Origin of the sequence: Paenibacillus sp. V4I5, from assembly GCF_030817255.1 — a bacterium.
GTDB lineage: Bacteria > Bacillota > Bacilli > Paenibacillales > NBRC-103111 > Paenibacillus_E.
In genome coordinates this window covers 7328562-7350813 of the sequence record NZ_JAUSZB010000002.1, presented here as the reverse complement: position 1 = coordinate 7350813, position 22252 = coordinate 7328562, and the positions used below count along the sequence as shown (strand labels likewise).

Below are 22252 nucleotides of genomic sequence, written 5' to 3'. Positions count from 1 at the left end.
AGATCGTAGTAGGACAAAGCAGCGGTTTTTGCCCATACGACACGTCCAGAATGACGCCCGTCGTGTGGATGCTGCCGTCCTCAATGCCGGTTACCTCAAGCGTTGGCGCGGGCAGGCCTGCACGAGAATCAGCTTGGACTTCTGGTCCGGATTCCTCTTTTTGCTCGAGATATGAGCGCCCTTCTGATCATGCCCATTCTCTCGATCGCGAGCACGAAGTTCAGTCGTCCTGAAGCTTCTCCTTCCGCCAGCTTCTTGTTGATATAGCTCGTAATATCCAGGCTGGCATAGGTATTGGCGGTAGCGCGCGAATAGCTGACATCCCCTACTTTCTCCCCGTTCGCCGGCGCGTTCCCCCAGGTTAACTTCGTTTCGTCGAAATCGGGAACTTCATAAATACTTACGATTTCGCTCGATCGGGCCGTTCCCATAAGCTCGTATATATAGAGCTGGATATCGGCCTTTTTGACATATTTCAAAGCGTTGCCCATCAAGTCATACGAAAGATATACCTTTCTCGACGAAGAGCCCGTTGACGGCGTTTTGAGCTGCAGCTCTACTGGTCGATTGTAACCTGAATGACCGACGATTGAATCTTTGTTGTAGTGGCTGCATATGCTGTGCTAATTGTAGACCTTCCCGTCAAACTTGGAGTGCCAAGGCCTAGCGTCTGTGTTGCCATGAGGAGAGTCGTGAATAACGCAGCAAATTTGGATACACGCAAAGATTGCTTATCTTTCAATACCGTTCAGCTCCTTTTTTGAAATCAACATGCTAAACTTTCAACCAAGCAAAATGCAGGAATCGCCTCCTTTCAGTAGTTCATTCTATAAATAAGGGTAATTTTTATTGAGGATCAATACGTTGATCCTCCACTGCAGGCCTTCAGCGGTCCGAAATCGTATTTTCACGATACCGTCCTTTCGCTGCATGACCGGCAAAATGTCCGTCGCAAATTCGCCAGCTTTCAGCGCTTTCTCTGGCTTCCATGAGCATTGCCCTACGATCTCAACCTCCGTGTAAGAGGGTGAGTCACGATCTCCGGATACAAAGAGCAGATCGTACCTGCCTTTAGGCAGCTCGATCATGAAAATCTTGTCGCTAGTACCTCCAATAAAATCTCTTCGAAGTTCGTCAGGCTCCCCACGATCCGTCGCTATGAGATCTTCAGCGCACTCCCAACCGATACCGGAATATGACGTGAATACGATTTCCGGCGATATTTTGCGGAACGTTTGGCCGAGGACGCCTTCGACATGAGCCTGTCTGGGCAGCGCTTTGTAATAATCCTTGGCCAGCAAGTCCGGATCAACACCAAAATCGAGCCGGTAAGCTGCCAGTTTTGATTCCCGATGATTGCCGGCATAATAATCGAATGTGAAGTGATCGAGAGTCTTAAAATGATGCGTGTCTTTGTTTTTGCCAAGAAACACTCTCCGACACGTATGGGCCTCGTGAACACGCGGATAACTCCCGTTATTTGCGGCTACTTTTTCAGACTTGGATAGGAACAACTCGGGCAATAAAGATTCGGTCTGCGGATAAATCGCATATTCTCCGTTCTTAACCGTTTCAAACGAGATTTGTTTATCATCCTGTCGATATTCCAGCGCTCGCCATAAAGCTCCAACTAGGTGCAATACAAATACCTTCTCAGCCAAACCAAACGGGTTGCGCATCACAACCTTGGTTCCTGCCATGCTTCTGATCTTGACCCAAATCGTACGCCCCTGTTTCATCTCGGCGCTAACCTCGAATGCCCCAACAGCCAGCAAGCTTTGGAAAGCACAATCGCTCCATTTCTCATATGACCGCACTTTCTTCTCAACATCATGCTCGTACAAGCCTATCGTCATTTCTTGCTCGGACTCTCCCGACGGTACCGCCGGGAACACGTCGATAACGCCGTTATAGCTTTGCAGCAGCATCTCGTTAACCGAAGCAACGATCTCTCCGGATGCCTCCATCATGTTGGGGTGATACAACGGCTCATTCGTAATGTTGCAATAGTTCATCCAACGTTCCGTTTCTTCGGCAAACAACCCGTTGCTCCGCAGCGACAAATCAATGCCTTGCTCGTATAGCAGCCTCAGCGCCGTATTCCCTTTGCCCAGCCTTGAGGCGGCGCAAGAGAGCCAACCGAACTGAAACATTCCAAATTCGGTATGGTTCTCCGCGAAGCAAAGCGTATTCTCTGCCCTTTTCCGCAGCGATTCCTCACTATCTTTGTTGATTTCTCCAATCGGATAAATCGGCATAAGCAGCGAGGGATGTCGCAAATGCAAGTCTACGGGCGCCCATTCCGAATCCAGGAATACATCGCCATACCGACTGGAAAGGCCTCTCGGATAAGGGGCCAAACGATCTACCATTTCCCTCCACCTGATTCGGTCGGCTTCCGCTTCTCCAAGCAGCTCGTTTGCTTCGCTCGCGATCTTCAACAAATATTTGACCGATGAAAGCGTACAAACCGAGTTACGGGTCAAAGGACCCTGTTCCGGCGAAATATCAGGGAATACGTGATATCGTCCTTTTTCCACATCAACCTGCAAATAGCCTTCGAAAAACCGGGCGATCTGCTTAAACAACGGATAGGCCTTCTCTTGCAAAAAGTCCAGATCCATACTATAGCGGTAATAGTCCCATACAAATTGCGCACACCAAGGCCAGATGCTCAAATACAACGCATGCGGGTAATCCCCGGCAACACCTTCGAGACCGTAAAACTGCTTCGCCATTTGCTCGGCAAGACTGACATATGACAACAGTCCGTCATTGAACGCTTCCGCCACTTCAAGGTGATTGGCGGTGTAGAGCGGCCAGAAAGCAGCCTGAATGTTAACGTCCCAGTACCACATGCTGCCCCACTTGGTCGGCTGCTTAATGTCCCATAAACCATTCAGTCCGCATGCTTGTTCACGCATTTTGCCTCCTTTTCCGCTGCAGCAGGCGATCGCGTATAAATTGATATACCATAAATCTTCGATCATTTTATCGGGCACGGTGATCGAGGAACGACTCCAGAAGCTTCTCCAATGGTCTTGATGACTCGTTGCCATGTCCTTGACTCGAGAAACGGACGTGTTCAATCTTTGCAAGGCGGTATGAAACAGATCCTTGGTCTCTTCCTCCGTTATGACCGTTGTCAGCAGTGTCATGTTCTCCTCCGCATCGTGTAGGAGAATTCGAACGGAATCGGTAGAATCATCTGTGCTTCCCTTCACTCCGATCAACTTCATCATCACGATGAATGAAAACGGATCGTATTGTTCCTTATCCTCGCCGTCCGGATAGAAGGAACCTAGATAGTAAAACGTCGTATCATCCAGCTGATGATACTTCACATTCATATCCACGTACCTTCTGGAAGGGACATACATGGACACGGATTTTAGCAATAAGGCGTTGGTCTGTCTGATTTCCGTTATGACATAATCACCATCATTGGCGATAAATGTTCTGACGCCAAGCTTTTCTTCACCCTTCTCGATCCGTAAATTGACGACTGCCCTCTCAACATCGAGCTCAAGTGAATAGTAGTCCGGCTCCGCCAGATCCTGAGATGGAAACAGATGAATTTCTCCGGTGGGATAATGGGAGGATCCACCCGCCGATTTGCCGTATTTTCTGTACATGCTGCTGTTTGATAATGCATCGCCATATAGAAGTAATGGGCCTTGATCGGGATTTCGATACAGCTCGGTTGCCCTTTGTCTCAATTCATCGAAAGTGCGTCCATATTGAAGCGAGAAATCATGCCCTTCACCATTCCGGTACTTCTTACTATACCGATGGAGCTTCTGATAATAGACCTCGTAATGATTGAGCGCCAGCGTCAGCCTGTTATCCTCGAAAAACACCATACCGCCAAAATGTCCGTTGCCGAGCGGCAAAGCCTCGTTCCAACTGCTCGGGGCATTTTCGAATGTAACGGTTCTCACATTGTCCCTCCCTTCTCTGGTCGTTTACCAATATGGTTTCCAATCACTCATAACCCTTACCAACGCTTCAAAGTAATAATAATCCCCCCAAATGCAGCATTCGTCGATACCGTTTCCGAGCGGCTTTCCATAAACAGCGTGGAGCAAAATGCCATTGGAGCATGGATCCTTCTTAGCTGTATAACGGTCTGTCAAAGACTTCAATATAAGAAGAGAGGCATTCTCGTATATGCGTTTGTTATTGTCCAACAAGGGCAAATGTTTGATGAGCTCAAACATGCCGCATACGGCGATAGCTGCAGCTGAGCTGTCTCTTTCTTCTTCACCCTCTGTGAATGTTAAATCCCAATAGCATACATAATCGTCTGGAAGCCTATTCAAATAGTAGTTCGTAACTTTTTGTCCGATGTCTAGTAATGCTGCGTCCCCAGTGTACGTATAACTAAGTGGGAATCCATACAAAGCCCAAGCCTGCCCGCGCGACCAACACGAATCATCAGAGTACCCTTGTGATGTCTTGCCATACTTGGGTTCCCCTGTATCCACATCCATGTAGAACGTATGATAGCTGGAGGCGTCTTCTCTGATCAGATGAGCAGCTGCTTGCTTGACGTGAGTTTCAGCAGCTCGAGTATATTTCCGCTCACCGGTCATTTCGCTAGCCCAATACAGAAGAGGCAGATTCATGCAACAGTCGACAATCATGCGACCGCGCTGGTTCGGGTTATTCAGATCGCCCCAAGCTTGAATGATTCCCGCTTTCTCAAAATACCGTTCAAGAAGTAAATCGGCGGCTTGGATCGCTAACTGTTTGGCTTCCTCATTACCCGTCAACTTATAGGCGGAAACACTGGAAAGTGTATAGAGAAATCCCAGATCGTGAGTGGCCGTATGTTCTTTTTCTTTTAGCCGCATCTTGTAGCTTTCTAATTGACCTTCAGCCGTATTTCGATATTTCCTTTCGCCTGTAATTTCATAAGCTAACCACAGCATCCCGGTCCAGAAGCCTGGGGTCCATTCGATATTGCCCCATGGCTCGTAGATGTTATTTGTACTGGACGGCGATGGAAACCTATCCGTGAACGTATCCAGATTACGGTCGATCTGCGAAAGTATGAATTGAATGGCGTCTTCACAACCCGATTTGGTTAATACAGGAGCATCTGCGTATTTGCTTAAATTTCGAATTCCTTCATCTTTAGCCTTAAACAATGGGATCTCCTTCCTTTACTCCTTGATTGCCCCGATCATAACGCCTTTGACAAAATACTTTTGCAAAAACGGATATAGGCAGATGATCGGTAACGTCGAGACGATAATCGCTGCGTATTTAATGGTTTCACCAATTGCATATTTGTCGTCGCTTGCTGAACCCGTCATCATTGAATCTGTGTTGTTGGATATCAAAATTTCGCGGAGCACGAGCTGTAGCGGATACGCTTCGCGGTCTCGTAAATAGACCAGCGCGCTAAAGTAGGAATTCCAATGTCCTACTGCATACCACAAAATCATGACGGCAATCACCGGCATCGACAGCGGAATGATGATACGGAATAAAATCGTCCAGTCGTTTGCGCCATCCATTCTTGCAGATTCCTCCAAACTGACCGGGATACCTTGGAACGAGGTGCGCATGATGATCATGTTGAATGTATTGATCGCGCCGGGAATGAGGAGCGCCCACATCGTATTCATCATCCCGAGATCGTTCACGAGCAGGTAAGTCGGGATCAAGCCACCGTGGAACACCATCGTCACGACAATAAAGAACATGATGATATTTTTGAAATATAAATTCGGTCTAGACAACACATAAGCACCGATCGACGTCATGAACAGGTTGATTGTCGTACCGAACAGCACGTACAAGAGCGTGTTCTGGTACCCTTTTATGATCATCGGGTTCTCGAATACAGCTTTGTATGCACCAAGATCAAAGCCTGCCGGTCTGAACATCAGCCCACGATTCTGCAGTAATGATGTCGCATCGCTGAATGAGGCGAACAGCACATACAAGAACGGGTACAGCGTGACCGCGCAAAGGCTAATCATGAACAGCGTATTTATGTATCCGAACGTGCGTTCCCCAGCAGTTGGTTTCATGTCCTAATCTCCTCTCTAAGTCCTTAAAAGATGATCTCCAGCTACCACAGTTTATTTTCGCTGATCCGCTTGACGAAGCTGTTGGCCGAGACAATCAGAATAAAGCTAATTATGGAATTGAATAGCCCGACAGCGGCCGTAAAGCTGTAGCTCGCCTCGAGTACTCCTTTGCGGTATACGTAGGTCGAAATGACGTCCGCCGTCTCATACGTGAGCGGATTATACAGAAGCAGCACCTTTTCGCTGCCGACCGTCAGCATATTGCCCATCTGCAAAATAAACAAGATGACGATCGTCGGCATGATGCCAGGAAGCGTGATGTGCAGCGTCTGCTTCCAGCGGTTTGCACCGTCCATCCGGGCAGCCTCGTACAATGACGGGTCGATGGTGGCAATTGCCGCTAGATAAATGATCGACCCCCAACCGACTCCCTGCCAAATACCGGATGAAACAAACAGGAAACGGAACCAACCCGATTCTTTTAGGAAGTCGATCGGTTCGATGCCGAAGGCACCGATGATCTGGTTAATGAGACCGGTACGGCTTAAAAAGTCGATCATCATTCCGGCCACAACAACGATCGAAATGAAGTGAGGTAAATAGGAGATCGTCTGCACGAATCGTTTGAATATGCTATTACGGATCTCATTAAGCAGCAGCGCTAGGACAATCGCTGCCGGAAAACCAAACATAAGTTCGAATAAATTGATCAACACGGTGTTCTTAATCAATCGCCAGAAATAAATACCGTTAAAAAAGCTTTCAAAATGCTTGAATCCACTCCAAGGGCTTCCCCAAATTCCTTTCGCCGGCGTAAACTCTTTAAAGGCAATTTGCAAACCGTACATCGGTCCGTAATGGAAGATGAGGTAGTAGGCGATAACGGGAAGCGCCATCAAATAAATGGTCCAATGACGTTTCAAATCGGCACGAATGGTTTGCCGAACGGTCGGATTACGATAGATTTTGGATGCTGCTCTGCTCGATTGAACGTTTCCGGTGCTTTGCGTCATCGTCTCACCTTACCTTTCTTTTTGATTTAAATACGAAATCTGGGAGATGAGCCCGTTTCATCTCCCAGTCCAAACTTTCGATGATTAGCGCTTGTTGAAGCGCTCAAGTGCCGCTTGCTGAATTTTGATTCCATCTTCGATACCCATGCTCTGAATCTTCTTCACGTATTTGTCGAAATTATCGATAGGCTCCACGCCCATGATGAACTTGAGCAGCATTTCGTCTTGATACGTCTGAATGTCCGTCATGAGCGAAGCGAATTTGCTGCTCTCTTCCTGTGTTGGCGAAACGAGCGGCATTTTGCGCTCGGCGGTCGGTTTGGACCAAATTTCCAAAGCGTTTTTCTGCTCTGGAAGCACGAGATACTGCAATTGGAAATTGTCGCTGAGCACGAACGGCGCGCTCCAGGTCGCCCGGTTATACTTCGCTAACGATTGCTGGACACTAACTCCGGCAGGAGGGTTTAAGATTTCCGGTAAGAATGTAGCTTTGCCGTTTTCCATCTTGTAGCTGACACCTTCTAAGCCATAGTTGAATAAAAGATCTCCTTTTTCGCCATATGCGTAATCGAGCCATTTGACCGTTTCGATCGGATTTTTGTTGCTCGTCGTAATTGCGCCTCCGTAGCCGTTAGAAGCAAAATCTCTTTGTCCCCAAATCGCTTTGTCCCCGGCTTTCAATACCGGATATGGAGCGGCGACGAGTTTGAATTTCGGATCTTTATCCTTCATTAGGGTGCCGAACTTGCCTACGCCTCCTCCGTTGAATTGCACGGATGCACCTAACAGGTTCGTCGTCATTTTGTTATCGAACAATTTTTCGTTCGGGGCTGCGAAATCCTTATCCAGCAAGCCTTCCTTATACCATTTGTTCATCGTTGTCAGGAATTCCTTAAACTCTGGCTGAATCGGGCCGTATTTTACTTTGCCTCCGTCTTGATAAAAGCTGTAATTAATTCCCCATGCTCCGAGGAATGGAGCGTCTGTCGCGATCAGACTTTTATCCAGGTAAAATGGAATTTCGTCCGCTTTGCCATTGCCGTTCGGATCTTTTTCTTTAAACGTTTTCAGCACGGTGTACCATTCGTCGATCGTCGTCGGCATTTTCAACCCGAGCTTGTCTAACCAATCCTGGCGGATCGTCGGTCCAAAGAATACTCTAACCTTGTCGTCACCACGCAAAAACGGAAACATGTATATGCTGCCCTCATCCGTCGTAATTTGCTTTTTCCAGTCTGGGTGTTCGTTCAACAGTTTTTTCAGATTCGGCGCATATTTATCAATCAGATCGTTCAGCTTAATAATTTTGGCGTCTTTAATCGCTTTTTCGGGACCGCCCGGATAACCCGTTGTCCAGCTCGTTTCCAGTATATCTGGCAGTTGGTTGGAGGTAAGCATCAGGTTAAACTGTTCTTTGGCCTGTTGAGCATCTAGCGGGGGATGTTGAAATTCGACCTTTACTCCAGTTATTTTTTCTAGCTCCTTGTACATTCCCATTTCTGCGAACGTTTTCATTTGTGAAGAAGCAGCAGAATGGTTGGCTACCCAGTAAGTAAGATTCGTCAGCTTCGGCGGCTGCGATTCTTTGCTTGACTGCGGTGAAGCTGAGGACGTCTCGCCCCCGCTTTGTTTACTGCATGCGGCAACCGAAACTGCGAGTGCGGAAACCAGTATGATGGAGCCTACTTGTTTCATTTTTTTCTTCATGGTTCTTGCCTCCCTTTAATAGTTAACTGCTATGTTGCTGGTTAAACCGGGCTATTGCAGTCCTGGCTTCTGGTTCCAAGTGTAGCCTCAACCAGCGGGAAATGAATACTCTCTACTTTTCATATCCGTTATATTTTCGTAAGAAATGCATGGCAGCAGAAAACAAATCAGTCCAACATTAAAAATCGTCAGTATACATTTACATAATAAATATGGGCAGTCCCCTATGAGGCTGCCCTTTATGCATCTGAACCGGTTTTGCCCGGCATCATCGTTTCACGGTATTTCCCTGGGGTAATGCCCTCCAGTTTTTTGAATGCGCGGATGAATACGACGTCGTTATTATAGCCGACCTTTTGAGCGATTTGCGCGATTGTCAGCTCCTTGTTTTCCATTGACCGCTTCGCGAATTGGATCCTTTTGTGCGTGATATAATCCAATAGATTTTGTCCTTGATTTTTTTTGAAGAAGGTGGAAATATATTGCGGAGTCATCCGGAAACGCTCAGCGATAAGAGCCAGTCCGAGATTCGGATCGCCAAGATTATGATCCAACAGGCCAACAATCTCCTGCAGCAGCTGCGTGTTGTGATCGGATCGTTCGACATTGAACGAGCGGGTGAGCGTTTCGTACAGCTCCTTCGTTTTACACTGCATGCCTTGCGCCGTCGGATAGCTGAAAACCGCTTTAATCGGATCGAAGTCCGCTCCAAGCACTTCTTCCTGGTTCGTATTCGTGGAGTTAAGGATTTTCAAGAAGGTGCTTGTTACGTTAAAGAACAAGCATTTTCCCAGCTCCGGTGTCATGTGGCTGGAATCGAAATTCATCGAATAAATCTTATCGAGCAGCTTTTCAACATTGTCGGTATCGCCGCTCCGAACGAAATTGGTAAGCTGTATCTCAATTTCAAGCGGATAATAATAGTGCTGATTGACACCGATAATATCCTGGAAGTGGATGATGGCATTTTTGCCCAAAATGAGCCTATATTCAAGAGCTGCCAGTGCTTCCGGATAAGAATCGCGAATCGCTTTGGGCCCTTGGTTGATCCCTCCGACAGCCACGGTAATACCGATTTGGAATCTTTGTGAAATGACGCTATAGAGGGACTGGGTGATTTCCCTAATATCGGATTCGGCGAGTTCTTCTCGACTCTCCGTCAGATTAATAAGGAGCGCAAGCCGATCGCGGTCGAGCTCGACTGAGAATCCTTTATGATTGGGTCCAATCAGGTCTACGCCGATATTTGAAACAATAAACCTTGCATGCGCCCATTGCTGTTCGGATTCTTCTTCGGTGAAACCAATAATGTCCTCAATCTTAACAAGCAGAACGGCAAAACGGTCACTTACAAACGACAAGTCCATAAAACTAAGTGTATCTTCGCTTTCGGCTGTAGCATCCACGTCCATATATCCGTTCAAAAGACGGGACAAATAGTTAGCCCGGATGAATGGGATTTGCTGCGCCAAGGTACTTCGCAGATTCTTCTCTTCGTGGATCGAGCCTTCGATCGTTTGCCGGATAAATTCGTATTCGTTAGAGACAGGACGACCAATCATATCCTTTCCATTCATAATCGCGCTCACGGTTTTTTGGAGAGGCTTGTAATTCCGATAGGCCCCAAAGCTGACAGCCAGCAGCCCGGCGATCAAGCACAGCGCAAAAAGTCCGAGCGACCAATTCTGTATTTGATTGACTTGCTGCATAAAAACATCGTTTGGCGTTATGGATACATACTTAAAGCCTGCTTTTTGCGAGGACGCTAACGAAACAATTTGATTCTCACCCGCCAGCCGGTATTCGAACGGATCGGTGATTTCTTTAATGCGCCCCAGTAGTTCGGACGGAAACGGCCTATCACTGTTGCTCATAATCGTCCTTCCAGCATCGTCAAGGATGTAGATGGCGCTATGGCTTGCCGACTCCAGCTGCGCGAATAATTGTTTGACTTGGTCGACGTCAATCAAGACGATAAAACTGCCAAGATTGTCAGATTGCGAAAGGATGGGTAGCGACTGCACATACGTAATAACATCCTTAGAGATAATTGGGATATTTTCGGGTGAATAGGAATCGGTGGTACTGCTGAAGAGTGAAGCGACCGGCAAGTAGGACATCTTATGCTCGTTCTGGAGCAGCATTCGCCATTGATCGTACGACATGTTCTTCATGGCGTAGTAGGTGGAATAAAACGTTCGCGAGTCAGTTACCAAATCCGCCTTGACGATTGTATCGCTGATAGCGAAATAAACGTAGTAATCGAGAATAAAATTGCTGGTCATGCTGCGATACCTGCTCATCTTGTCCCGCATGAATTGAACAAACTCATATCTGTCAACATCGTTCGCGTTAGCCGGAATTTTAAGCATATAATCCAACTTGGGGTCGAACGCGACCTGACGCATTAAAATATCCACTTCCGACAATTTGTTGTCAAGTGACAGCTTCAACTGCTCAAGCATCGCCGCATTGGATCGTGTCGTGCTTTTTTCCAGACTTTGCTCCACTTTGGCATACAAAAATAGCCCCATTGCAAGCGGTATCAGCAGAATAAACAAATTGGAGGCGATCATCGTCATTAACGCGCTTTTTCTACTGTCGATTAGACGTAAAATCAGTGGCATTTTCAAAACAGGTCACGCCCATTTCTCAAATTTATTTACTAAAAATTGTATCCTCACTCGTCCAAAGTTGCAATACATCAAATTTACTGCAACCGACCCCCGTTGAACGAGGGTCGGTTTTCCAATGGAAGTAGCAGTCAGACTGTGAAATTCACAAAGTGGGAGCTGCATTTGCCAAATATGATTTTTGGGACAGCCCCTCTATTTAATTATAAATTCAATTAAAATATTTCGTCAATTTATTCTATATGTAATTAAAATTTTATTTTACTTATCATGCAGTAAAAATCAAACAAAGCCTATGATCTTGTCTTATTAAATGAACAATTCCAGGTGCAATGGACAATGATTAAAGGCAATGTGATCTAAAGATAAACTCAGAAAAAATATGAACGAACAATGTGTTCGATAATACAGTTTTAGCTCATATACTCATATTGCAATCATAAGGATATAGGGATGTGATGCCATTGCATATACATGTCACTGATCATGGGGATACTCTGAGGAAGATTGCCGACAGATATTATTGTGAATTAGAAAATATTTTATCACTTAATCCATATATTTATAATATTGATTTGAATTTGGATGCTGATGTTCAAATAAAACTCCCCGCCCCACCGCTACCTGTGCGAGAGATCTATGATACGGTTACTTCATGCCCTCCCGAATCATCAGGCCCCTCTTTGGATCAATGGATTCCCCTAACTTCAATCGAGCAAATGGCCCAAACCGATTATGATGTGCTTATCGTCGGCAGTGGTGCGGGGGGCGGTGCCGCTCTCTGGAGATTATGCGAACAGTGGGGAAACAACGGTAAGCGGATAGGCATGATTGAGGCCGGAGATCTTCAATTGCCTACGCATGCGTTTAATTTGCCTACTTTAAATGAACAGCGCGCTATAGAATACTGGGAACGTATTGCGGAAAGACCGGGGCAGCGTTGGCTGGATTATCCAGGTGCAAAAATGGTAAAAGCCTTGGGCGGTAGAACCCTTTTATGGTATCTGTTTTCTCCTCGCTTCAACCCTTCGGCTTTCCGTTCTTGGCCTATCACTTATAAGGATCTTATGCCCTATTATCAGATCGCTGAAAGAATAATGAATATAACTAGTAACTATACCCAAGGATCCTCACTGCAGGAAATGCTTCTCGATCGTCTTCTAATGGGCGGATTTCCAGAGGCAACTGCTATACGTATAGCAGCTGATCTTATAGGGACGAAATATGGGCAGGTTCATTCGAATGTCTTTTTCAGTTCACTCGTATTTCTGGCTTACGCTTTGAATATCAGGCCGTTCGATCTGGCCGTAAATACGCGAGCCATACAGGTTTTAACCGAAAAGGGTAAAGCTGCAGGTGTCAGGGTTATGACTTCCGATAAGAAAATGTATACCCTGAATGCAAAGACGATCATCGTCTCGGCCAGCACGTGGGAAACTCCGCGCCTTCTGCTAAATTCCAATATCCCGAACGAAGCCATTGGGAGATATCTCGTGCATCACCCCGAGTATGTGGCAAATGGATGCCTAAACAGGGATCAATTCCCGGAGGTTCTTGGCGTTGCCACTATCGTCGTTCCGGGCTCTGCTGAGCGAAATTATCAACTCATAGGCTTTTCCGATTTTTTTTATCATTACATGGAAAGGCCGCTGCTGAAAACAACTCGGATTGTAGTGAAGGTTTACGGCATCGTGGAACCGCGGTTTGAAAATCATGTTAGCCTCGACCCATTAAAACGGGATGCTTATGGCGTGCCTCTGCTAAATATTCAGTTTTCCCACAGCGATAAGGATCGGGTTCTTCTTCACGAAATGTACGCTGCCCTATTAGCTTTTTCTACGACAATGGAGCTTTCACTGGAAAGCCCGCCCCTGATGAGTCCTACCGGTTATGACAATCATGAGTGCGGCACGTGCCGAATGGGGGATAATCCCGCTACTTCTGTAACCAATCGCTTCGGTCAGGTCCATGGCATATCCGGCCTTTACATAGCAGATAACAGCGTCGTGAATCTGTCTTCGCCGGCCAATCCAACGCTAACGACGATTGCTTTGGCCATGCGTACAGCCGATTACATCATCGAGCAAATGAAATAAAAGCGTCAATGCTGCCTGAAAGGAGCACGATCAAATTGTCGGAAAACCAACGATCTTTAAAATCGTTTCATATTGTATTTATTGCTGCCGAAGTCGAATATGATTCCGAACATTCCTTGTCTGAAATCGCCAGAGAGGCGCAGCGGCTCGGGGCTCGGACGACATTGTTGACGGCTTATCCGTCTCCTGCAAATCCAGCTAATATTCCCGGTCTCGAGGTACTTGCCGATGCGGATCTGGCCGTATTCTTTATTCGTTATCGAACTTTGCCTGAAGAGCAATTCCGTCATATTCGGGATTATATTGAACGAGGTAAACCGATCATCGGATTTCGCACCAGCACGCATGGATTTCTGTATCCGAAAGGTCATCCCCTTGAAATATGGAATAAAAAGTTTGGCATTGACGTATTGGGAGCTCCATGGATAAAGCATTACGCCTATACATCAGGTACGGATGTATTCGTGGAACCAGGAGCGAGACAGGATCCAATTTTAAGCGGGGTTCCGGATAAATTCCATGTGCGATCATGGTTATATGTTGTTTTGCCGTATCCGCCAAAAGGATCAAACATATTGCTTTGGGGACAATCCGTCGATCCGGAATTAAAACCGGAGCCAGGCACCGAGATCAATCCAGTTGCATGGACCTGGAATAATTATGCCGGAGGACGCACCTTCATGACGACGATGGGCCATCCCGAGGACTTTCAAGTCCCCGCTTTCCGCAAGCTCGTGATGAACGCTATTCAATGGGCGTTAGGTATAAATCCAAGTTTGGATCGGACGGAACTGGAAGGCAGAGTGCCCATTCAAAGCGGCGGTGATGCCCGCCCCTCTGCGTCTCTCCCAAAGAAAGTGCCATGGATTCCCTTGACTCCGGTCGAGAAAATGGCACAAACCGATTATGATGTGCTCATCGTCGGCAGCGGGGCAGGCGGCGGGGCCGCTCTTTGGAGATTATGCGAGCAATCGAAAAAAAGCGGTTTGCGGATCGGCATGATCGAGGCTGGAGATCTATTATTGCCGACACATGCACATAATTTGCCTACATTCAATCAAAGTCGGTTTGATCAATATATAGAGAGTCCGCCATATGTAGAATCTGTGGGGAATTTATGGCCGGATTATCCGGGTGCGCGAATATTCAGAGCGCTAGGCGGTAGAACCCTGCATTGGTATTTAATGAGTCCCCGTTTCCGGCCTGAAGAATTTATAAACTGGCCAATTACCTATCAGGAACTACTTCCCTATTATCTTACTGCTGAAGAAATCATGAACGTAACCGGGGAATATACGGAAGGTTCTGCTCTCCAGGAAACGCTTCTTAAACGTCTACGATTTGGCGGATTTCCAGATGCATCGAGTATTCCTTTAGCTGTTGACCTGAATGTTACGCGATATGGGCAAGTCCACTCGAATGTCTTTTTTAGTTCCATTATATTTTTGGCATACGCTCTCAACACAAGACCTTTTGATCTGGCTGTAAATACGCGTGCCGTGCAGGTTCTCACCGAAAGCGGAAGAGCCTCGGGTGTGAAGGTCGTCACTTCGGAACACCAAACCTATACCATCAAAGCCAAAACAGTCATCCTTTCCGCCAGCACCTTTGAAACGCCGCGTATTTTATTGAACTCCCAAATACCCGGTGGAGCCATCGGTAAATATTTAGTGAATCATCCATCCGTTTTAGCGTATGCGAAAATAAACCGCAACCAATTTCCCGAAGTATTGGGAAATGCGGCAATCATGGTACCAAGCGCTGTCGATCGGAATCATACATTTTTTATATTTAGGAACAGATCCCGTGAATTACTGGTGGTACCATTATGAGGAAAGAAAACTTCTGGATGAATTGAGGTTCAGAATGCTCGGCCTGACAACCATGGAGCCGCGAATGGACAATCATGTCAGTCTTGACCTGAGCAAACTGGATTCCTACGGGATGCCTTTATTGAAGGTGCAATTTTCTTACAGTACCCAGGATCTGGCCAAAATCCGTGAATTGACGACTACCATTCATGCTGCTGCCAAAGCCACGGGACTGGAATTTTACGAAAATCCTTGCCTCCTGCCTCCTGGTTTGGATAATCATGAAGCGGGAACGTGCCGAATGGGTGATGATCCCTCAACCTCGGCAACGAATCGGTATGGGCAAATCCACGGCGTACCCGGTCTTTATGTGGCCGATAACAGCGTTCTACCTCTTACCGGGGCTGCCAACCCAACACTTACAACCGTTGCCTTAGCGATTCGCACCGCGGATTATATCCTTGGGAAAATTTAGAATTTTACTGGCGAAAAACTCAGAGGAGGATGACAGTGTTTAATCTCCCTATTCATATCAAAACTTATCGGATGTCCGGACCCAGGTTGAATGTACTTTACCCGGTCATTGTGGAACTATCGGATAGTTCCATGCAGCAGCAGATCAATCAACTCATTGTTGCTGAGGTTAAAAAGCAGATCCATCAGCAGGGATACCCGCAAAATCCCAAAGAATTATCCGGTTATTATGAAATAAAAACGAATGAGCGAGGTGTATTAAGCTTATCTCTATATAATGAGTCAAACGCTAGCGTTGATCACGGATGGACGCTGCAAAATTCGCTTACCTTTGATGTACAAACCGGAAAGTTATACACCTTGCAAGATTTATTCGTTCACGGCGAGGACTATGTGCAAAGCGTTTCCGAAATCATTGGACAACAGATCAGAGATCGTCGTATTCCATTGCAGTCCGAATTCAAAAAAATAAGGCCCAATCAAGATTTTTATATCGCCGATAAAGCTCTGGTCGTTTATTTTCAACTCGAAGAAATCACGGCATATGTTTATGGGTTCCAATATTTCCCTATTTCGGTTTATGAGATTCAGAATATCATTAATGAGCAGCCCCTTGGTACGATGATGTATTAGGGAGTCAGTTAACCCATATATTGAATTCAACTGATAAAGGAAGGGATGCCATTTGCATATCTATGTCACTGATCATGGGGATACTCTGAGGAAAATTGCCGATAGATACTATTGTGAATTAGAATCCCTCCTATCTCACAATCCACATATTCCCAGCGCCGATTTGAATATGGTTTCCGATGTTCAAATAAAACTACCCACCCCGCTGTTACACGTGCGGAAGATCCCTGATGACACAGTATCGCGCCCTCCCGAACCATCAGACGCCCCATTGGATCAATGGATTCCCCTAACTTCAATCGAGCAAATGGCCCAGACCGATTATGATGTGCTTATCATCGGCAGCGGTGCGGGGGGCGGGGCTGCTCTTTGGAGACTATGCGAACAATGGGGGCAAAACGGCAAGCGGATTGGGATGATAGAGGCCGGAGATCTGTTATTACCGACCCATGCGTTTCATATACCCACATTTGACGAACAACGCGCGCTTGAATACTGGGAACGGATTTCGGATCCAGTCGGAAATAGATGGCCGGACTTTCGAAGTGCGAAAATCGTCAGAGGCTTAGGCGGAAGAACCCTGATATGGTACGGCTGGTCTCCCCGATTTGACCCTGCTGCGTTCAGAACATGGCCAATCACTTATAAGGATCTTGCTCCCTATTATCTGATCGCAGAAAAAATAATGAATGTGACCACCAACTATACCAAAGGATCCGCACTGCAGGAAATACTTATCGAACGCCTTCTTACCGGCGGTTTTCCTGAGGCAACAGATGTTCCGCTCTCCACCGATCTTCAAGGTACAAAATACGGGCAGGTCCATTCAAATGTTTATTTCAGTTCCATTGATTTTCTTGCATACGCCTTAAATATCCGAAAATTCGATCTGGCCGTAAATTCACGCGCCGTGCAAATTTTAACGGAACAAGGAAGAGCTGTAGGCGTCAAGGTCATGACCGCGGATAAAAAAACGTATACATTGACTGCCAAGACAATCGTCGTATCCGCCAGCACCTGGGAAACCCCTCGCCTTCTGCTAAATTCCAATATCCCAGGAGAAGCGATCGGGAAATATTTGGTGTTCCATCCTGTGTATGAGGGGTATGGAACCGTTAACCGAGATGAATTCCCAGAGGTATTTGGCGTCGCAACCGTCTTTGTTCCAGGTTCGGCTGAGCGAAATTATCAACTCCAGATTTTCTCCGATTATTATTATGACTATAAAGTAAAACCGCTTCTGAAAAAAGAGCCTTTGGAAGTACACGCTTACGGAGTCGTGGAACCGCGGGCCGATAATTACGTCAGCCTCGATCCGATTCATCTGGATACTTACGGCGTACCTAATCTTAATGTACAGTTTTCCTACAGCGATAAGGATCAGGTACTTCTTCGAGAAATGCACGCTTCCCTGTCCGCCTTCACCGCCGCTTCTGGATTATCGCTGGAGAGCCCGCTCCAGCTGCGTCAGCCAGGAAAAGATAATCACGAGGCGGGAACATGCCGAATGGGGGACAATCCGGCTACTTCCGTCACTAACCGCTATGGTCAAGTGCATGGCATTACTGGTCTTTACATAGCCGATATGAGTGTATTAAATCTTACTTCACCATCTAATCCAACGCTAACCGCTATCGCATTGGCCATTCGTACAGCAGATCATATCGTCGAACAAATGAAATAGATCATTTATTTTGTCCGAAGGGAAGGCGATTAAATTGAGCGAAAATACCGAAGCTCGGACCTATCCGTCACAGCCTGCGAAGGTACCGTGGATTCCCTTGACTCCGATCGAGAAAATGGCGCAAACCGATTATGATGTGCTTATTGTTGGCAGCGGCGCGGGAGGCGGAGCCGCTCTCTGGCGATTAATCGAACAATCGAAAAATAATGGCTTGCGGATCGGGATGATCGAGGCCGGGGATCTAACACTGCCGACCCATGCTCATAATTTGCCTACTTTCGATCAAACGCGGTTTACTCAATTTATTGAAAGTCCCCGCTTTGCCGAACCAGTCGGGAAATTATGGCCGGATTATCCGGGGGCAAGAATATTTAGAGCATTAGGCGGCAGAACCCTTCACTGGTACTTAATGAGTCCCCGCTTGCTGCCCGAAGAAATCAAATCTTGGCCGATTTCCTATCAAGAACTGGTTCCTTATTACCTTACCGCTGAACAGATCATGAATGTAACCGGTGCATACGCAAAGGGATCCGCCCTTCAGGAAAAACTTCTCCAACGCCTTCGCTTCGGCGGATTTCCGGATGCCACTGACCTTCCTATGGCTGTTGACCTTGATGTTACCCGATACGGTCAACTCCATTCTAATGTCTTTTTTAGTTCCATTATATTTATGGCGTATGCTCTCAATATGAAACCCTTTGATCTGGCTGTAAATACGCGGGCTGTACAGGTTCTCACCGAGAGAGGAAGAGCTGCAGGTGTGAAGGTGGTTACTGCCGACAGTAAATCCTGTACGATCAGAGCTAAGACGGTAATCCTTTCCGCCAGTACCTTTGAAACGCCGCGTATTCTACTAAACTCTAATATTCCCGGAGCAGCCATTGGCAGATATTTGGTGAACCAACCGACAGTCGTTGCGGCTGCAAAAATAAAGCGCAATCAATTTCCCGAAGTGTTAGGAAATGCCGCTATCATGGTTCCAAGTGCGGAAGATCGGAAATATATGTTCTTCACTTTAGGAACTGATCCTTTAGAGTACTGGTGGTACCATTATGAAGAAAGAAAATTACTTGACGAACTAAATCTCGGATTTTTCGGCTTGGCAACCCTCGAATCGCGATTTGAAAACCATGTTAGCCTCGACCCGAACAGACGTGATCCATACGGTGTGCCTTTATTAAAGGTACAATTTTCGTATAGCTCTCAGGATAAAGCTGTTATCCGCGAGTTGACGGCTTCTATTCGAATCGCCGCCGCTGCAATGGGGCTGGATTTTTATGAGAACCCTAGTCTCATACCACCCGGTCTAGACAATCATGAGGCGGGAACGTGTCGAATGGGCGATGATCCCGCCACCTCGGCAACAAACCAGTATGGGCAAATCCACGGCGTACCCGGTCTCTATGTGGCTGATAACAGTGTATTGCCGCTTACCGGAGCAGCTAACCCAACATTGACAACCGTTGCTTTGGCGATTCGAACAGCGGATTATATCATTTCGCAATATTAGGAATGAGCAGTCACCTAATTTCTTGGCACCTCGTTCCGCTGACTCTTTAACGCGGTTACAATCGTCAGCAAAAGGATAGGAACAACGCCTGTAACCGTTATAAATAAAGGCCACACTGTACCTACATGTTCCATGGCTTCCAATTCGTTCCGGTACAAGGTAAGCGAGATCATGCATGCAAAAAATGCTAAAGGAAAAATCAGGGTCTTTTCATCCGGTAGTCGGAATAATTGGGATACCCCCAAATTGATCACGAACAGTATAATGGATGCTTTCATATAGGAGCCGGCGATCAGGGTCATACCGATTACTGATTCGACCCGTTCAATAATTTCCGCGAGTTCAATCAATCGCGCAAGTGTAAACAAAGAAAACTTGATATTCCCAGACATCGGCCCCAGCGCCATAATCGTGCATACAATCACCAAGGTAAGCGACAGCCCGCTGGTTAGAAGTGCTGCGAACATAAATTTCCCCAGAGGTTCTTGGTCCTTTCTTACAAACGGAAGAACCATCGAAAACAGGATCAGCTCTGCGTATGGAAATCCATAAGCAATATATGCGCCATGCAGAACCGGTTTAAAACCATGTGGAAATAAAGGCATTAGTAGTTCCACACGATAGGAAGGAAGCGTCATAAGTATGACTGCGGCACTGAAGATAAATATCGTGATGAGCAGTAAAGTAAACATCCTGGCCATGACTTCAATACCTGAACGAACCGTCATTGCCGCTGTGAAAAGTATTAAAAAGTGAAAGACATAGGTTGGTGTTTCCCTCATCATCGTACTCTTGAAAAATCCGCCGATGTCTACCACGACGTTGGCCAGCATCATGTTAGCCATCAGAAAGAAAGGAATGACGAGTATAACGGTCAATATCCTTCCAATAGCCTCCTGACTGTACTGGATGAGCGTCAGTTCGGGATATTTCCGGTGCAGATAAAGAATACAACACAACAGCAGCATCCCAACTCCGTTCGCCATCCACAGAGACATCCAAGCGGCGTTTTTTGCCGCCCCAGTCAAAGGCGCCGGTATATTTACGATTGACGAACCGGTCAGAAACGAGAGGAACAGCGTCGCCATTTGCCGTGAACTAACCGTTTTCTGCTTTCTCATCATCACCTCATCATCACCTGCCTCCTCATTAGCGTTTTCGAAAAAAACTTGCTTCGGAAGCCTAAGCTTCGTTACGATGGAATTTTGACCGTTTCCACAATTTTCTTCGCCGGATCTTTCAAAAAGAAATGAACCAACTCGTCCAGATTCGGCCAACGCAGCTCCAGCACATAAATAAGACTTGGATATAGAGCAGCGATCATCAACATCCCATGAACGAACCTCACCTTACCGCTTGCATGCTTCAGATTCAGTCCATCATGAATAAAAATGGCCGTATATACCACTAGTACAACCAAGATTTTCTCGATCATCGTTTTCTCCCCGTTCGCTCATATTGCAAAGACGGGACTATTTGGCAACCGGTTCGCCAAGGTTAGCTCCTGTATTGAATATATTTGCTTTAACTTCAACGGTAAATGCCATACCTTGAAATCGTTCTTCCCAATCCGGCTTCAAACGATACCATAAAGCCGGATTCTTGCGGTATATGCGATTTCCAATTCCAAGTACATCCATTTTTTGCTTCTGGAGAAGAAGCAGGGTACTTTTCATATCCTGTTCGATAACCTTTTGGACTCTTTCGTTAAACTTCTCTACGTCCTCCGGGGTTTTCAGAGTCGTACAGGAAAGTTCGCCGAAATACCCATCAATTTTGGTCGAAACATGTGCGGACACCGAATCCCCTTCGACTTTCACTTTGAGTTTCGTATTTAGGGTCGAAACTTCAACAGCTTCCACCTTCTTCATGTCCTTTTTGCTCTCACCCGGGCATTCGACTTGGATAATGCCTGATTGATATTCGTCCATCAGCATCAATAAGCTTTCGATTTTTTTTGCTGGCAGCACATTAACCAGTTTCCCTTTCTTCATCAGCGCCAGTCCGGTAACGGGAGAGCTTATCGGCATATTCTTCGGGTCAAAGTAAACATACGGTACCGCGGCAACGCCCGTTTCACTTTTCAATTCCAGCATCAGATCGATAAAGGAGGATTTTAACGATTTCCCTGTATTCTTATAGGCCACGTGTTCAGACTCGCGCAATTGCTGACCCATGGACGTTTCAACAAACGGCTTGCCTTTTTTCAAATAAAGCTCCGCCTTATCTTTGCCGATCATAACGCTTATCGTTGCCCGCGGTTCGTGATCCCGTGAGAAAAAATCGAGGATCTCGCCGATATTCCGTTTCCTGGCAATTTCTTCTCCGATGATCAGAACCCGCATATGGCTCCACTGCGCCTTCCGGCCGATATGAATGGTCATATCGCGGATTGCTTCAAACAAAGACTTATCTCTTGTTGTAATATTGACATAGCTTTCTCTAGATGGTCCTCCGTCTTGCTGTTTACTTCCCGTCATCGGCCTATAGAATTGGATGTTCAGTTCAATATCTTTCCCGTCTTCCGATTGATCGATTGCAACTCCCTGAACAAAGGCTAGGGTATCCAACTCGACTCTATTCCAGCATCCGGTTAAGAAGACAAGGACCACAAAAGTTAATGCAGCGGTTCCAAACGTTCTCACCG

At 46.5% G+C, this 22252-nt stretch carries 17 protein-coding genes; 6 read left to right on the top strand and 11 right to left on the bottom strand.

All coding sequences use genetic code 11. From position 1 onward, the window contains the following. Positions 1 to 128: 128 nt before the first annotated feature. From QFZ78_RS35075 to QFZ78_RS35040, 8 genes are all read right to left on the bottom strand, one after another. Positions 129 to 554, bottom strand: coding sequence for a CBM96 family carbohydrate-binding protein (locus QFZ78_RS35075; RefSeq protein ID WP_307556052.1), 426 nt, complete (start codon positions 552 to 554; stop codon positions 129 to 131). A gap of 2 nt (positions 555 to 556) precedes the next feature. Then, positions 557 to 742, bottom strand: a complete 186-nt coding sequence (locus QFZ78_RS35070; protein ID WP_307554270.1) for a hypothetical protein — start codon at positions 740 to 742, stop codon at positions 557 to 559. 85 nt (positions 743 to 827) lie between these two features. After that, entirely contained in the window at positions 828 to 3941 is a 3114-nt protein-coding gene (locus tag QFZ78_RS35065) for a glycosyl hydrolase family 95 catalytic domain-containing protein (RefSeq protein WP_307554269.1), read from the bottom strand. Positions 3942 to 3965: 24 nt separating this feature from the next. Beyond that, positions 3966 to 5153, bottom strand: coding sequence for a glycoside hydrolase family 88 protein (locus QFZ78_RS35060; RefSeq protein ID WP_307554266.1), 1188 nt, complete (start codon positions 5151 to 5153; stop codon positions 3966 to 3968). Between the two features lie 15 nt (positions 5154 to 5168). Further along, entirely contained in the window at positions 5169 to 6044 is an 876-nt protein-coding gene (locus tag QFZ78_RS35055; protein ID WP_307554264.1) for a carbohydrate ABC transporter permease, read from the bottom strand. A gap of 41 nt (positions 6045 to 6085) precedes the next feature. Next, entirely contained in the window at positions 6086 to 7057 is a 972-nt protein-coding gene (locus tag QFZ78_RS35050) for an ABC transporter permease (RefSeq protein WP_307554262.1), read from the bottom strand. A gap of 84 nt (positions 7058 to 7141) precedes the next feature. Next, positions 7142 to 8764: a type 2 periplasmic-binding domain-containing protein gene (locus QFZ78_RS35045; RefSeq protein WP_307554260.1), complete on the bottom strand. Its 1623-nt coding sequence runs from the start codon at positions 8762 to 8764 to the stop codon at positions 7142 to 7144. A 239-nt stretch (positions 8765 to 9003) separates the two neighbouring features. After that, entirely contained in the window at positions 9004 to 11391 is a 2388-nt protein-coding gene (locus QFZ78_RS35040) for a helix-turn-helix domain-containing protein (protein WP_307556050.1), read from the bottom strand. Positions 11392 to 11855: 464 nt separating this feature from the next. On the opposite strand from QFZ78_RS35040, the gene QFZ78_RS35035 reads away from it, so the two are divergent. The 6 genes from QFZ78_RS35035 to QFZ78_RS35010 all read left to right on the top strand — a co-directional run bounded on the left by QFZ78_RS35035 (position 11856) and on the right by QFZ78_RS35010 (position 19605). Continuing rightward, positions 11856 to 13493 carry a GMC oxidoreductase gene (locus QFZ78_RS35035; RefSeq protein WP_307554258.1) on the top strand — a complete coding sequence of 546 codons (1638 nt, stop codon included), beginning with the start codon at positions 11856 to 11858 and terminating at the stop codon, positions 13491 to 13493. 35 nt (positions 13494 to 13528) lie between these two features. Beyond that, positions 13529 to 15325 (top strand): ThuA domain-containing protein, encoded by a 1797-nt coding sequence (locus QFZ78_RS35030; protein ID WP_307554256.1) that lies wholly within the window; start codon positions 13529 to 13531, stop codon positions 15323 to 15325. Beyond that, positions 15300 to 15779, top strand: coding sequence for a GMC oxidoreductase (locus QFZ78_RS35025; protein WP_307554254.1), 480 nt, complete (start codon positions 15300 to 15302; stop codon positions 15777 to 15779). Before QFZ78_RS35030 ends, QFZ78_RS35025 begins: the two co-directional genes overlap by 26 nt. Positions 15780 to 15808: 29 nt before the next feature. Beyond that, positions 15809 to 16411: a DUF3298 and DUF4163 domain-containing protein gene (locus QFZ78_RS35020; protein WP_307554252.1), complete on the top strand. Its 603-nt coding sequence runs from the start codon at positions 15809 to 15811 to the stop codon at positions 16409 to 16411. A 271-nt stretch (positions 16412 to 16682) separates the two neighbouring features. Then, a complete protein-coding gene (locus QFZ78_RS35015; protein WP_307554250.1) occupies positions 16683 to 18095 on the top strand; it encodes a GMC oxidoreductase in 1413 nt (470 codons plus the stop codon). Positions 18096 to 18129: 34 nt separating this feature from the next. Beyond that, on the top strand, positions 18130 to 19605 hold the full coding sequence (locus QFZ78_RS35010) for a GMC oxidoreductase (protein WP_307554248.1): 1476 nt from the start codon (positions 18130 to 18132) through the stop codon (positions 19603 to 19605). Between the two features lie 14 nt (positions 19606 to 19619). Here the strand turns inward: QFZ78_RS35010 and QFZ78_RS35005 are convergent, their stop codons facing one another. From QFZ78_RS35005 to QFZ78_RS34995, 3 genes are all read right to left on the bottom strand, one after another. Further along, positions 19620 to 20729 carry a GerAB/ArcD/ProY family transporter gene (locus tag QFZ78_RS35005; RefSeq protein WP_307554247.1) on the bottom strand — a complete coding sequence of 370 codons (1110 nt, stop codon included), beginning with the start codon at positions 20727 to 20729 and terminating at the stop codon, positions 19620 to 19622. A 68-nt stretch (positions 20730 to 20797) separates the two neighbouring features. Continuing rightward, positions 20798 to 21040: a hypothetical protein gene (locus QFZ78_RS35000; RefSeq protein WP_307554245.1), complete on the bottom strand. Its 243-nt coding sequence runs from the start codon at positions 21038 to 21040 to the stop codon at positions 20798 to 20800. Positions 21041 to 21077: 37 nt separating this feature from the next. Then, the gene (locus QFZ78_RS34995; protein ID WP_307554243.1) at positions 21078 to 22250 is read right to left on the bottom strand and encodes a Ger(x)C family spore germination protein; all 1173 of its coding nucleotides are present in this window, start codon (positions 22248 to 22250) and stop codon (positions 21078 to 21080) included. Between the last annotated feature and the right edge of the window lie 2 nt (positions 22251 to 22252).

Coding starts and splice junctions, on each gene's coding strand:
- QFZ78_RS35055 (WP_307554264.1), bottom strand. CDS start 6,044: ATGAAACCAACTGCTGGGGAACGCACGTTCGGATACATAAATACGCTG.
- QFZ78_RS35050 (WP_307554262.1), bottom strand. CDS start 7,057: ATGACGCAAAGCACCGGAAACGTTCAATCGAGCAGAGCAGCATCCAAA.
- QFZ78_RS35045 (WP_307554260.1), bottom strand. CDS start 8,764: ATGAAGAAAAAAATGAAACAAGTAGGCTCCATCATACTGGTTTCCGCA.
- QFZ78_RS35040 (WP_307556050.1), bottom strand. CDS start 11,391: ATGCCACTGATTTTACGTCTAATCGACAGTAGAAAAAGCGCGTTAATG.
- QFZ78_RS35035 (WP_307554258.1), top strand. CDS start 11,856: ATGCCATTGCATATACATGTCACTGATCATGGGGATACTCTGAGGAAG.
- QFZ78_RS35020 (WP_307554252.1), top strand. CDS start 15,809: ATGACAGTGTTTAATCTCCCTATTCATATCAAAACTTATCGGATGTCC.
- QFZ78_RS35005 (WP_307554247.1), bottom strand. CDS start 20,729: ATGATGAGAAAGCAGAAAACGGTTAGTTCACGGCAAATGGCGACGCTG.
- QFZ78_RS35000 (WP_307554245.1), bottom strand. CDS start 21,040: ATGATCGAGAAAATCTTGGTTGTACTAGTGGTATATACGGCCATTTTT.